The 12,424-nt window shown below is 63.0% G+C and carries 12 protein-coding genes; all 12 read right to left on the minus strand.

Features of this window, described 5'->3' with window-relative positions; translation table 11 throughout:
* Window positions 1–404: 404 nt before the first annotated feature.
* The 12 genes from Q7J58_RS08980 to Q7J58_RS09035 all read right to left on the minus strand — a co-directional run bounded on the left by Q7J58_RS08980 (window position 405) and on the right by Q7J58_RS09035 (window position 12,377).
* The gene (locus tag Q7J58_RS08980) at window positions 405–743 is read right to left on the minus strand and encodes an XRE family transcriptional regulator (protein ID WP_304826436.1); all 339 of its coding nucleotides are present in this window, start codon (window positions 741–743) and stop codon (window positions 405–407) included.
* A gap of 46 nt (window positions 744–789) precedes the next feature.
* Window positions 790–1,101, minus strand: a complete 312-nt coding sequence (locus Q7J58_RS08985) for a type II toxin-antitoxin system RelE/ParE family toxin (protein ID WP_304826524.1) — start codon at window positions 1,099–1,101, stop codon at window positions 790–792.
* Between the two features lie 259 nt (window positions 1,102–1,360).
* Window positions 1,361–2,233 carry an alpha/beta hydrolase gene (locus Q7J58_RS08990; protein ID WP_304826439.1) on the minus strand — a complete coding sequence of 291 codons (873 nt, stop codon included), beginning with the start codon at window positions 2,231–2,233 and terminating at the stop codon, window positions 1,361–1,363.
* Between the two features lie 49 nt (window positions 2,234–2,282).
* The gene (locus tag Q7J58_RS08995) at window positions 2,283–3,425 is read right to left on the minus strand and encodes a branched-chain amino acid ABC transporter permease (RefSeq protein ID WP_304826441.1); all 1,143 of its coding nucleotides are present in this window, start codon (window positions 3,423–3,425) and stop codon (window positions 2,283–2,285) included.
* A 40-nt stretch (window positions 3,426–3,465) separates the two neighbouring features.
* Window positions 3,466–4,452, minus strand: a complete 987-nt coding sequence (locus tag Q7J58_RS09000; RefSeq protein WP_304826444.1) for a branched-chain amino acid ABC transporter permease — start codon at window positions 4,450–4,452, stop codon at window positions 3,466–3,468.
* On the minus strand, window positions 4,449–5,267 hold the full coding sequence (locus tag Q7J58_RS09005) for an ABC transporter ATP-binding protein (protein WP_304826447.1): 819 nt from the start codon (window positions 5,265–5,267) through the stop codon (window positions 4,449–4,451). Before Q7J58_RS09005 ends, Q7J58_RS09000 begins: the two co-directional genes overlap by 4 nt.
* Window positions 5,264–6,031: an ABC transporter ATP-binding protein gene (locus Q7J58_RS09010; protein ID WP_304826450.1), complete on the minus strand. Its 768-nt coding sequence runs from the start codon at window positions 6,029–6,031 to the stop codon at window positions 5,264–5,266. The genes Q7J58_RS09005 and Q7J58_RS09010 overlap by 4 nt, the downstream gene beginning before the upstream one ends.
* Window positions 6,032–6,197: 166 nt before the next feature.
* Window positions 6,198–7,388, minus strand: a complete 1,191-nt coding sequence (locus Q7J58_RS09015) for a substrate-binding domain-containing protein (protein WP_304826453.1) — start codon at window positions 7,386–7,388, stop codon at window positions 6,198–6,200.
* A gap of 177 nt (window positions 7,389–7,565) precedes the next feature.
* On the minus strand, window positions 7,566–9,047 hold the full coding sequence (locus Q7J58_RS09020; protein WP_304826527.1) for a sigma 54-interacting transcriptional regulator: 1,482 nt from the start codon (window positions 9,045–9,047) through the stop codon (window positions 7,566–7,568).
* A 208-nt stretch (window positions 9,048–9,255) separates the two neighbouring features.
* Window positions 9,256–10,746 carry a tripartite tricarboxylate transporter permease gene (locus Q7J58_RS09025; protein ID WP_304826530.1) on the minus strand — a complete coding sequence of 497 codons (1,491 nt, stop codon included), beginning with the start codon at window positions 10,744–10,746 and terminating at the stop codon, window positions 9,256–9,258.
* A 34-nt stretch (window positions 10,747–10,780) separates the two neighbouring features.
* On the minus strand, window positions 10,781–11,323 hold the full coding sequence (locus Q7J58_RS09030) for a tripartite tricarboxylate transporter TctB family protein (protein ID WP_304826456.1): 543 nt from the start codon (window positions 11,321–11,323) through the stop codon (window positions 10,781–10,783).
* A 94-nt stretch (window positions 11,324–11,417) separates the two neighbouring features.
* A complete protein-coding gene (locus tag Q7J58_RS09035) occupies window positions 11,418–12,377 on the minus strand; it encodes a tripartite tricarboxylate transporter substrate-binding protein (RefSeq protein WP_304826459.1) in 960 nt (319 codons plus the stop codon).
* Between the last annotated feature and the right edge of the window lie 47 nt (window positions 12,378–12,424).

Below are 12,424 nucleotides of genomic sequence, written 5' to 3' on the forward strand. Positions count from 1 at the left end.
GTAGGCAAAAAAGGCTTCCATGGCAAATTTTGCCAAACATGAAGAACTCGGCACCCCCCACGGCACGCCATACGCAGCGGCAAGCTAATCAGAGCACAGCCCAGATGGGCATTGCGGCAGGGTGCATTGGTGCTCGCGTTCAGAAAATACAGGGTCAGATTCGAATTTTCAGTAGCCACGCTGCAGAATCTAGAAATTAGAACCTGACCCCGATTATTTGAGTGCATCCACCGGAGAAAGATGCCCCAGAGAGCGCTGCGGGATGTGGTGGTTGTAGGTCCGCATGTAATTGTTCAAAGTGGCCTGCAACTCATCTCCTGATGCGAAGCGGATTTGCTGCACCACCTCGTTGATGCGGCATTCATGCAGCCATCCTTCGCTATTGCTACTTCAAGCCTCAGCCTTCAGGCCGGGGTGGATGACGTTGGAATGGCGCCCAAATCGGTAAAGTTGCTGATCTTGACCGAGCCGTCTGGAAACCGTGCAATCACATCCAGTTCCCCGCCCATAGCCTCGATGTGGCTGCGCAGTGTGGACAAGTACATGTCGGTTCGCTTTTCGAGCTTGGCAATCGATGGCTGCTGCACATGCAGCACTTCGGCCAGCATCTTTTGAGACAGGCCTCGGGCCTGTCGCAGTTCGTTGAGGGGCATTTCAGCCAACATCTGCCGGGCCATGCCATCGGCCTTCTCGCGTGCAGCCTGGCTCATACCTGCGCGCAGTTCTGTAAATTTTTTAGCCATCTATCGCTCCTTCACGTCGAAGTTGTACGAGGTGCTGGTCGTACAACTAGTCGGCCATCGGCACATTAACGTCGTACCAGCGATCATCGCCCGTCTTGTCGCCGCCAATCAAGAGAATCGCCATGCGGCGTGGATCGAATGCGTACAGCGTGCGAAACGGTCGCCCAGCATGTTGGGTGCGAAGTTCACGCATATGTCCGTGTCTGGAGCCATGGATACCGCTGCTGTGCGGGTGCCCCAACGCGGGTCCTCGTGTTTCCAGCAACTGCACGGAGGCAGCCACCGACACCTGCTCGTCTTCAGTTAGGCTGGCCCACCAGTTACCGAATTCGTCTGTGTATTCAACATCCCAAGTTATGCACAAATATAGCGCACAAAGAATATTCCATCAAGGGAATATTTGGCAATCATGACCCCTCCGGATCGGGATCTCTTCAGACAGGAGGAGGATGGAATGGCGGAGGTAGGGTGATGGTCACCTAGGTGCGAACGATCCCCACTACAAATCGCTTTTCGAGCTTGCGACGCCACGCGACATTGCGAAACAGGTTGAACTATTCATCATTGATCTCACGACCCATGAAGCGCGGCCCGACGATGCGCCCTCAATCCAATACTCACTGCCCCGCCAAAAACCGCCCAACCAGTTCCAGCTGCTCCGGCACATTCAGCGCTGGCGCATGCCCGCAGCCCGCGATGGTGACCACCAGCGCGCGCGGGCCGCGGTCGCGCATGGCTTCTGCGGTGTCGGGCAGCAGCAGGTCTGAATCGGCACCGCGCAGGCACAGCACGGGGACGGTGATGCGGTCGTAGTCGTCCCACCGGTCGTAGTCGGCCGGGTGGTGGGTGAACTGCATCACCATGGCCGGGTCGTAGTGCGGCGTCACGCGGCCGTTGGGCAGGCGGCGGGTGGAGCTTTCGGTGAGCAGCGTCCACTGCGCGTCGGTCAGGTAACCGTAGGGCTTGTAGACGGTGCGAAAGTAGGCTTCCAGCTCGCTCACGGTGGCAAAACTGGCCGGGCTGCCCGCGTAGCTGCGGATGCGGTCCACCGCCGCCGTGGCCAGCTGCGGGCCGATGTCGTTGAGCACCAGGCGCTGAATGCGCCCTTGCAAGGCGCCGGCTGCGCACACCATGCCAATGGCGCCGCCCATGGAGGTGCCCACCCAGTGAAAGCGCGCCAACCCCAGCTGGTCGGCCAGCGCGGTGGCCAGGCGGGCGTAAAACGCCAGGCAGTACTCCGCCTCGGGTACCGGGCTCCATTCGCTCAAGCCCCGGCCAATGGTGTCGGGACAGATGACGCGGTACCCGTAGCCCACCAGGTGCGCGGCCAGCGCGTCCATGTCGCGCCCGGTGCGGGCCAGGCCGTGCCAGGCGATCACCACCGGGCAGGCCGGGGGTTGGACCACCGCAGCGGGTGCCCAGTCCATGAAGTGGATTTCGCGGCCTTCGCAGTTCAGGTAACGCGACTGTGGGATGACGGGGGTGTTCATGGTGTTCAGACCCGGTGACTGGAAAGAAAGCCGCGTGTGGGCAAACAACTCAGGGGCGCCGTGCGGTGGGCTGCGCAGGGCTGGCCGCCCCACCCGCTGGCCGGGCACGCGGCGGGCGGGCGGCCCTTTCCCTCAGCTTGCCCACCACTCCACTGGGAAAGTAATACACCGACAGCACAAACAGCACGCCGAGCCAGAGCAACCAGCGGTCGGGCGTGAGCAAGGCGGGCAACAGCGGCAGGCCTTCGGTGGCGCCGCCGGCCAGGCGCAGCAGGTCTTGCAGGTAACTTTGGGCCAGCACAAACAGCACGCTGCCAATGACCGCGCCGTACATCGTGCCCATGCCGCCGATCACGACGATGAGCAAGATGTCGAGCATGATCTCGAACGAGAGCGAGGTGTCGGGCCCGTTGTAGCGCAGCCAGATGGCCAGCAAACAGCCTGCCAGCGTGGCGAAGCTGGCCGACAACACGTTGGACAGCGTGCGGTAGACCACGGTGCGGTAGCCCAGCGCCTCGGCGCGAAAGTCGTTTTCGCGGATGGCCTGCAGCACCCGGCCAAAGGGCGAATTCACGATGCGCAGCAGCGTCAGGAAAATGGCGGTGACCGTCCCGAAGATCAGGTAATAGGTGATGAAACGGCCATTCAGGTCCACCTCGCCCAGCGGCGTTTGCAGCGGCTCTTCCATCAGCGCAAAGCCGGGGGTCAGCAGTTCGGGCACCGAAAAGCTCAGGCCATCTTCACCGCCGGTGAAGTCGGACAACTGCGAGGCCAGCGTGAGGAACGCGGTGGCCACGGCGAGCGTGATCATGGCAAAAAAGATGGCCTTGACCCGCAGCGAAAACAGCCCGATCACCAGCGACAGCACCAGAGACACCAGTAACGCGGCCAGCACGCCCTGCCCCAGCGCCCACCAGCTCGGGCTCTCGGCGGCATTCAGCGAAATGGCCACGCCATAAGCCCCGATACCGAAAAACATGGTGTGGGCAAAACTGACGATGCCGGTGTAGCCCAGCAACAGGTCAAAACTGGCCACCAGCGCAATGAAGACCAGCACCTTGGCGGCCACGTTCAGCGCCTTGACGCCCGGAAACAGAAAAGGCGCGAAGGCCAGGCCCAGAAACAGGACCAGCAGCAGGGCCGCCAGCCAGCGGCTGCGCGGTAAATCGTTGGAAAGCAATCGGTTCAGCATGGTCAAACCTCGGAGATCGGGGAAGCGAAGGAGGTGTTCATCACCGGCTGGTCACCGGGTAAACGCCTTGCGGGCGCCACAGCAAGATGGCCACCATCAGCGCGATGTTGGAAAACAACGCCACTTTGGGAAACAAGAAGCCGGTGTAGTTGGCCATCAGCCCCACCAGCAACGCGCCAATGAGGGCGCCCAGCGTGGAGCCCAGACCGCCGATGATGATGACGATGAAGATGAGCACGTTGACCTGGTGCCCCATTTGCGGCGTCACGGTTTCCTGGTACAGACCCCACATCACACCGCCCAGCCCGGCCAGCGCACTGCCGGCCACGAACACACCCACAAACAGGCGTTTGATGCGGTAGCCCAGCGACTCGACCATTTCGCGGTCTTGCACGCCGGCGCGAATGAGCAGGCCGACCTTGGTGCGGTTGAGCGTCCAGACCATGGCGGCGAACACCGCGCCACCCACCAGCACCGCGAGCAGCCGGTATTTCGCCACCGCCGCGTCGCCCAGCAGAATCGAGCCGCGCAAGGCCTCGGGCAGCGGCAAGGGAATTTGCTCGGGGCCCCAGAACACCTTGATCAGCTCCTCGCCAATGATCATGCCGCCCATGGTGATGAGGATTTGCTTGAGGTGCATGCCGTACACCGGGCGGATGATCAGCCGCTCAAACGCCAGCCCCAGCGCACCCGCCACCGCCATGGCCACCAGCATGGCCGGGAACAGCGCCATCAGGTTGAGCCACAGACTGTCGGCCGTGGTGTAGCTGCCCATGCTGGCCAGCACGGTGGTGGCCACGAAGGCACCGAGCGCAATGAACACGCCGTGGCCGAAGTTCAGCACGTCCATCAGGCCAAACACCAGGGTGAGGCCCGAGGCGATGATGAACACGATCATGCCCATGGCCAGACCCGCCACGGTGAGTGTGAGCCAGGTGGACGGGCTGCCGGTGAGCGGCAGTGCGATCAGCGCCAGGGCGGGCACCAGCGCCATGGGCTTCCAGTCGAGTTCTTTGAGTTGTTTCATGCGTGACTCCCGAGAGAAAGGCCGAGCAAACGCGACTGCAAGGCTTCGTCGGCGGCGAGTTCGGCCATGCTGCCGCTGTGCACCACGCGCCCGTCGTCCATCACCGCCACCGTGTCGCCCAACTGGCGGGCGAAGTTGAAGTTTTGTTCCACCAGCAAAATGGTGGTTTGTGCCGCTTTGAGCTGGCGAAAGGCCTCGATCATGTTTTGAATGATGGCTGGCGCCAGGCCCTTGCTGGGTTCGTCGATCAGCAGCAGCTTGCGCGGCTCGATGATGGCGCGCGACACGGCCAGCATCTGCTTTTGCCCGCCGCTGAGCTTGCCCGCCGGGTGCAGCCAGAACTTTTTCATGGCCGGAAACAGGCCAAAAATCCATTCCAGCCGGGTGGTGTCGATGTCGTCCAGGCTGCGGGCGCCGCGCGCGGCCAGCAGCATGTTTTCGCGCACCGACAGGTCGGAAAAAATGCCCATGTTCTCGGGCACATAGGCCACGCCGCTGTGCGCAATGTCGGGCGTGGGTTGGCGGGTGATGTTCTGGCCATCGAGCTGCACCGAACCCTGGCTGGCCTGCCACAGGCCCATGATGGTGCGCAGCGTGGTGGTCTTGCCCGCGCCGTTGCGGCCCAGCAGCATGGTCAGTTGGCCCTGGGGCACGACCAAGTCGACACCGTGCAGGATGTGGTACGCGCCGATGTGGGTGTGCACCCCATCCAGTTTCAGCAAGGGCTGCGTCTGATCCGGTGCCGGGCCGCCCCAAGCCGGATCAGCCCCCTTGGGGGGCAACGACCCGCGCAGCGGTGGAGTGTGGGGGCTCATACAGTCGCCTCTTCTTTCTCTTCGGGGTTGATGCCCAGGTAAGCCTGCTGCACCACCGGCGACGCAATCACCGTGGCCGGGTCACCGTCGGCCACCAGCTCGCCGTTGTGCAGCACGATGATGCGGTCGGAGAGTTCGCGCACCACATCCATCTTGTGTTCGACCAGCAAAATGGTCTTGGACTTGTCGGCCTTGAGCTTGCGGATCAGGTCCAGAATCACCGGCGCCTCGTCCACGCTCATGCCCGCAGTGGGCTCGTCGAACATGAACACCAGCGGCTCCAGCGCCATCAAAATGCCCACTTCCAGCTTGCGCTGGTCGCCGTGCGGCAGGCTGGAGGCCAGCGCGTCGCGCTTGTCGGCCAGCGCCACGGTTTCCAGCACCTGGTCGGTGCGCTCCAGCAAGTCCTTGCGGTCGCTCCAGATGCGCCAGAGGTTGAGCCCGGCGCCCGCCTTGGCCTGAACCGCCAGGCGCACGTTTTCGCGCACCGTGAGGTTGGGAAACAGGTTGGTGAGCTGAAACGCCCGGCCCAGTCCGGCTTGAGCACGGGCTGGCGCCCCCAGGCCCGACATGTCTTGGCCACCCAGCACCACACGCCCGGCTGTGGCCTTGATCTGGCCCGAGATGAGGTTGAAATAGGTCGTTTTGCCGGCGCCGTTGGGGCCGACGATGGCGGTCAGCGTGCCTGGCTGAAAAGCACAGGACACAGCATTCACCGCCACGTGTCCACCAAAGCGGACCGTGAGATCAAAGGTTTCAAGCATGAAGTCTCCAGGCACCGCCGCCTGACGGCGCAGCGCAAGTGCGCAAGCAGTCGCCGCCAGTGCGGCGACTGTCCAGAACACCGCGGAACCGGCTTCGCCGGACCGCAGGTGTTGCCCCCTAGAGGGGGTGACGCGCCCTTGGGCGCGGCGCGGGGGTGGTCAATGTTCAGCGCTTGTTGCGAATCGGAATGTCCATGTCTTCCGGCTTGATCTCGCGCACCAGCTCGGGCACGCCCCAGGCAAACGCGGGGTCCACCTTGATCTTGAAGTGGTACATGCTCTGCATGGCCTGGTGGTCTTCCTTGCGGAAGGTCATCTTGCCTTTGGGGGTTTCAAAGCTCATGCCCTCCATGGTGCTGATGAGCTTGTTGGTGTTGGTGTCGCCGCCGGTTTTCTTCAGCGCCGTCACCACCGCCATGGCGGCGGAGAAACCACCCGCCGTGAAGAAGTCGGGTGGGGTCTTGAACTGGCGGTAGTGCTCGGCCACCAGGGCATCGTTGACCGGGTTCTTGGGCAAGCCGAAGTAGTAATAACTGGCGCCTTCCATGCCTGGGAACTGCTTGTAAGCGGTCATGGCGGGCAGGATGTTGCCGCCGGTGGCAATTTCAATGTTGTAGCGCTTCAGATCCAGGTCGGCAATTTTGAACGGGTTGCCCGCACCGGCCCAGATGATCCAGATGATCTTGCGACCAGGCTGGTCTTTGAGCTTGTCGATCAGGCGCTGGGCACCGGCCGTGAAGTCGGTGGTGTTGGTCGGCAGGTATTCCTCGTGCACGATCTTGGCGATCTTCACCGCCTCTTTGAACGCCTTCACGCCATCGCGGCCAAACGCGTAGTCTTGCGCCAGCGTGGCGATGGTGGTGCCGGCTTTGTCCAGCGCCACAGCGTTGGAAATGGCGTCTTGCGAGCTGTTGCGTCCGGTGCGGAAGATGTACTTGTTCCACTTGTCCCCGGTGATGGAGTCGGCCACGGCAGGCTCCACCAGCAAAATCTTTTTGTATTCCTCGGCCACCGGCAGCATGGCCAGCGCCACGCCCGAGCCGGTCGGGCCAATCGCGATGTCGGCCTTGTCGTCGGCATAGGCAGCGGCCAGTTGCGCGCGACCCACGTCGGGCTTGAACTGGCTGTCTTTCTCGATCACGACCAGCTTCTTGCCGTTGACTGCCATGGTGCCGCCGGTGGCGTAGTTCAAGCCCATCATCAAGCCGGTGTGGGTCTGTTTGGCGTAGGCCTCCAGCGGACCGGTTTTGTCGTACACGTGGGCAATGCGGATTTCGCCCGACGTGGACTGGGCAAAACCGAGCGTGGCCGTGCAGGCGAGCGCAATGACCGCAAGGCGGCGGGTGGGGTGTGTCATGTCTTGTCTCCTGGGTTGAAGGATCACAGCGCTGTGCGCCGTACACCGGGTATTGCACACTCCATGCCAGTGCAAAACATCATTGATTTATAAAGATTTTTCTCCAACCGATTTTCGGTTTGTCTGAATTTCAGACGAATTGATGCCCTTGAAGTTGTATGATTTTCAGACGATCGTCTAATTTTCAGACATGTTTTCGGTGTCGGCCAAGCGGTCGTACAAGCTCGCACGAGAAATGCCCAGCAGCTTGGCTGCCGCCGTGCGGTTGCCGTTGGTGTGGGCCAGCGCCGCGCGGATGGCTTGTTGCTCCAGCTCGGCAATTTGCTCTGGCAGCGGGCGCAGCGCACCCACGGCGCCCAGCGGTTCGATGCGCGACACCGGCCGGGCTTCAGGCGCAGACCAGGTGACGGCGGTCAGACCCGCCTCTTGCAGCACGGCCACCACCTGCGCGGCTTCGATGTGGTGCGAATCGCTGCGCAAGGCCAGCTGTTCCAGCACATTGCGCAGCTCGCGGATATTGCCCCGCCAGGCCTGTGCAGCCAGCAGGGCTTGGGCGTCGGGGGTCAGTTCGAGCTGGGGGCCGCCGCCGCGCGCGGCAATGTCTTCTCCCAGGGCTTCGATCAACAGCGCAATATCGGCCCGGCGCTCGCGCAAAGGCGGCACCCGCACCGGCAACACATTGAGCCGGTAATACAGATCCTCGCGAAAGGTGCCGTCGCGCACCATCTGCTGCACGTCGCGCGAGGTGGCGGCCACCACCCGCACGTCAAAGCGCACCAGCTTGTTGGAGCCCAGCGGCTCCACCTCGCCCTCTTGCAGCGCCCGCAGCAGCTTGACCTGGACCGACATGGGCATGTCGCCCAGCTCGTCCAGAAACAGCGTGCCGCCGTCGGCCAGCTTGAACTTGCCGTCGCGGCCCTTTTTGTCGGCGCCGGTGTAGGCGCCGGGAGCAACGCCAAAAAACTCGGCTTCGAGCAAGGCATCGGGCACGGCGGCCATGTTCACGCTCACAAACGGGCGGCCCGCGCGCGGCGAGGCCGCGTGGATGGCGTGGGCCAGCAGTTCTTTGCCGGTGCCGGTCTCGCCCAGCAACAGCACCGGGCTGGACGACTGGGCCGCACGCCGGGCCTGGCGCTTCACCTCCAGCGCAGCGGGGCTGCTGCCCACGAAACTGGCAAAGGTGTACTTCGTGCGGCGCTGGCTGGCGAGTTCGCGCCGGGCATCGTTCAGGTCTTGTTCCAGCCGGGCAAACTTGGTGATCAGCGGTTGCAAGGTGGTTTCCGGGTGGTCAAACAGCACAATGCCCAGCACGCCAATGACCTCGCCCGCGTCGTCGCGCAACGGAATGCGGCTGACCCCGAACGTGCCCGCCTTGTTGTCCAGCAGGTCGATCAATATCGGTTTGCCCGTGGCCAGCACCTGGTGCATCAGCGTGTTTTGCACCACGCTGGAAACCGGGTGACCGACAAAATCTTCCTCCCGCTCAAAACCCAGCGCCGGCAGAAAGCGCCGGTACTGGTCGTTGATCCAGACCACGCGGGCGTTGCGGTCCACCAGCATCATGCCCTCGCTGGCGTTGGCAAAGAGGTCAAACATGGACCGCGCAGCCAGCTCCAGAATGCTCTGCGCGTCGCGGGGAAGTCGGTTGTCGGCGGTCATGCCCAGCATGGTAGCGCCGGGGCGCAGCGTGGGGGCCAGGAATTCAGCGCTGGGCCGTCCCAAGCTGAATGTGCACCCCCTCGGAGGCAGCGACCCGCGCAGCGGCGGAGCGTGGGGGCCAGGAATTCAGCGCCGGGCCGTCCCAAGCTGAATTCGCACCCCCTCGGGGGGCAGCGACCCGCGCAGCGGCGGAGCGTGGGGGCTTTCTTTATGCCCTGCGGTGCCAGGCCAGCACACGTGGTGTGATCAGCACCAAGGCCACGACAACCAGCAGCGTGGCCGACATGGGGCGCTGCACAAACACCATCCAGCTGCCTTCACCAATCGACAAGGCGTTGCGCATCTGCGCTTCGGCCATGGGGCCCAGAATGAGGCCAACGATGACAGGTGCGGTGGGAAAGTCGTAACGGCGCATCACCACACCCAACAGACCCAGGCCGTACATGAGAAACAGGTCGAAGGCGCTCTGGCGCATGCCGTACACACCGACGGTGGCAAAAATCAGAATGCCGGCGTAGAGCTGCGGACGCGGGATCTTCAGCAACTTGACCCACAGACCCACCATGGGCAGGTTCAGCACCAGCAGCATCACGTTGCCGATGTAGAGCGAGGCGATCAGCGCCCACACCAGGCCAGACGATGTTTCGAACAGCTGTGGGCCTGCGTTGATGCCGTAGTTTTGCAAGGCGCTGAGCAAAATGGCTGCGGTCACCGACGTGGGAATACCCAGCGTGAGCAGTGGCACCAGCGTGGCGGTGACAGCCGAGTTGTTGGCAGCCTCCGGGCCGGCCACGCCTTCAATGGCGCCGGTGGTGCCAAACTCTTTTTTGTGCTCAGCGCTGGCCAGCTTGCGCTCGGTGGCGTAGCTCAGGAAGGTGGGAATCTCTGAGCCGCCAGCCGGAATGGTGCCAAACGGAAAACCGATGGCGGTGCCGCGCAGCCACGCGGGCCATGAACGGCGCCATTCGCTGCGGGTCATGTGCACCCGGTTCATTTTGTTCATGCTGGGCTCGCTGCGGCCTTCGTACAAGGCGTTGTACAACGCCTCGGCCACGGCAAACAGGCCCACCGCCACCAGCACCACCTCAATGCCATCCATGAATTCCAGCACGCCGCCGGTGTAGCGCACCTGCGCCGTGATCTGGTCCATGCCAATGAGGCCCAGTGCCAAACCAAAAAACAGCGCTGTGAGTCCACGCAAGGTGCTCTGGCCCAGCACCGCACTCACGGTGGTGAAGGCCAGCAGCATCAGGCAGAAGTATTCGGGTGGCCCGAGCTTGACAGCGAACTGTGCCAACACCGGCGCGAACAGCGTCACCAAAATGGTGGCGATGGTGCCGGCCACAAACGAACCAATGGCCGATGACGCCAGCGCCGCCCCGGCGCGCCCGCTTTTGGCCATCTTGAAGCCTTCGAGCGCGGTCACCATGGTGCCGGTTTCGCCCGGGGTGTTGAGCAAAATGGAGGTGGTGGAGCCACCGTACATGGCGCCGTAGTAAATGCCCGCGAAAAAAATCATGGAAGCCGTGGGCTCCACCTGCCCGGTGATGGGCAGCAGCATGGCCACCGTAACAGCAGGGCCCAAGCCGGGCAGCACGCCAATGGCGGTGCCCAGCGCACAACCAGCCAGCGCCCACAGCAGGTTGATGGGGGTGCCAGCGGTGGCAAAGCCGCCCAGCAGTTGATTCAGAATATCCATCATGGTGTGTCCTTGTTTTCTGGCTTCGGTCTGCTCACAGCCAGCCGGTGGCGGTCAGGCCGGGCAGGTTCACCGCCAGCAACTTGGTGAATAGCCAAAACACTGGGGCCGAGATCAACATGCCGGTGACCGCGTCTTTTAAGGTCTGCCGTGCATCACCGATGGGCTTGCCTTCGCTGGCGCGCAACCCCCGAACCGCCAAGACAAAACACAGCGCACAACTGAGCACAAAACCGATGGTGGTGATCAGCGAGGCATTGAGCAAAATGCCAGCAGACACCCAGGCCAGTGCACGCCAGTCGCCGCGTGCAGCGCCCGACGGTTCGGGCATCTGGCGGAAGCCACCGGTGCGGGCTTCCCACACCAGCAACACGCCGCAGACGGCCATGGCCGCGCTCACCACCCAGGGTAAAAAGTTGGGGCCCACGCCGGCGTAGCCGGCATCGGCGGGTATGGCCACAGCACCATAGGCCAGCACACCGGCCACCAGAAGAGCGCCCACGCCCATGAGCAGCTGCCCCCGTGAATGGTCAACAGGGGGGGTATTGGGTTGGGATGGGGTGTGAGCGGTGTCCATACGGCGATCCAGAAAAGAGTCGCTGCACACCCGCCAGGGTGCACAGCAGAAAAAGCGCCGCGCCCCGTTGCAGGACGCGACCGGTGGTGAACCTTTAAACCATGCCAGCGCGCACCATGGTGGCGCGCAACGACGAGAAGTCGCGGTCCACGAACTCGTCAAACGCTTTGCCACTGAGCAAAGCGGGCGTCCAGCCGTTCTTGGCCAGCGACTCGGACCAGGCCTTGGTCTGTGTGGCCTTGACCACCATGGCGGTCAGCGCGTCGCGCTGGGCCTGGGTGATGCCTGGCGCGCCGTACACACCGCGCCAGTTGCCAATTTCCACATCAATGCCCTGCTCTTTCAGCGTCGGCACGTCAATACCTTTCACGCGCTGGCCCGACGTGACCGCGATCGCTCGCATCTTGCCGGTTTCGATGTACTGCTGGAATTCGCTGTAGCCGCTGCCACCCACGGTGACGTTGCCACCCAAAATGGCTGCTGTGGCTTCACCACCGCCCCGGAACGGCACGTAGTTGATCTTGGAAGCGGGAACACCCGCCGACTGCGCAATCTGTGCCGCGGCAATGTGCTCGGTGGACCCGCGCGAGCCACCGCCCCATTTGATGCTGCCCGGGTCCTTCTTGAGCTGCTCCACCACGTCCTTCATGGTCTTGAAGGGGGAGTTGGCCGGCAACACGAACACGTTGTACTCGGTCGTCAAACGCGCAATGGGCGTGAGCTGCGTCACCGACACCGGTGGTTTGCCCGTGATGATGCCGCCCAACATGACCGCACCCATGACCATCAACGCGTTCGGATCGCCTTTGCTGGCGTTGTAGAACTGCGCCAAACCAATGGCGCCAGCAGCCCCACCCTTGTTTTCAAAGGTCACCGAAGACGCCACGCCCGCTTCGCGCAGCGCGTTGCCCAGCGCGCGGCCGGTGCTGTCCCAACCGCCACCCGGGTTGGCCGGAATCATCATTTTCAGGTTGGCATTGGCCCAGGCTGCATTGGGCAGGGCACCAGCGGCGGCCAGAGCGGCCAGGGATTTCAGAAAGGTATCGCGACGCATGCTTGTCTCCTTGTTGAATGGACACACGCATCTTGCTTTTCGGTGCT

Origin of the sequence: Hydrogenophaga sp. (genome assembly GCF_030656115.1) — a bacterium.
Taxonomy (GTDB): domain Bacteria; phylum Pseudomonadota; class Gammaproteobacteria; order Burkholderiales; family Burkholderiaceae_C; genus Hydrogenophaga.

What these genes read in the sequence shown, in the direction of transcription:
- Q7J58_RS08980 (WP_304826436.1), bottom strand. Translation starts at nt 743, where the DNA reads ATGGCTAAAAAATTTACAGAACTGCGCGCAGGTATGAGCCAGGCTGCA.
- Q7J58_RS08990 (WP_304826439.1), bottom strand. Translation starts at nt 2,233, where the DNA reads ATGAACACCCCCGTCATCCCACAGTCGCGTTACCTGAACTGCGAAGGC.
- Q7J58_RS08995 (WP_304826441.1), bottom strand. Translation starts at nt 3,425, where the DNA reads ATGCTGAACCGATTGCTTTCCAACGATTTACCGCGCAGCCGCTGGCTG.
- Q7J58_RS09000 (WP_304826444.1), bottom strand. Translation starts at nt 4,452, where the DNA reads ATGAAACAACTCAAAGAACTCGACTGGAAGCCCATGGCGCTGGTGCCC.
- Q7J58_RS09005 (WP_304826447.1), bottom strand. Translation starts at nt 5,267, where the DNA reads ATGAGCCCCCACACTCCACCGCTGCGCGGGTCGTTGCCCCCCAAGGGG.
- Q7J58_RS09010 (WP_304826450.1), bottom strand. Translation starts at nt 6,031, where the DNA reads ATGCTTGAAACCTTTGATCTCACGGTCCGCTTTGGTGGACACGTGGCG.
- Q7J58_RS09015 (WP_304826453.1), bottom strand. Translation starts at nt 7,388, where the DNA reads ATGACACACCCCACCCGCCGCCTTGCGGTCATTGCGCTCGCCTGCACG.
- Q7J58_RS09020 (WP_304826527.1), bottom strand. Translation starts at nt 9,047, where the DNA reads ATGACCGCCGACAACCGACTTCCCCGCGACGCGCAGAGCATTCTGGAG.
- Q7J58_RS09025 (WP_304826530.1), bottom strand. Translation starts at nt 10,746, where the DNA reads ATGGATATTCTGAATCAACTGCTGGGCGGCTTTGCCACCGCTGGCACC.
- Q7J58_RS09030 (WP_304826456.1), bottom strand. Translation starts at nt 11,323, where the DNA reads ATGGACACCGCTCACACCCCATCCCAACCCAATACCCCCCCTGTTGAC.
- Q7J58_RS09035 (WP_304826459.1), bottom strand. Translation starts at nt 12,377, where the DNA reads ATGCGTCGCGATACCTTTCTGAAATCCCTGGCCGCTCTGGCCGCCGCT.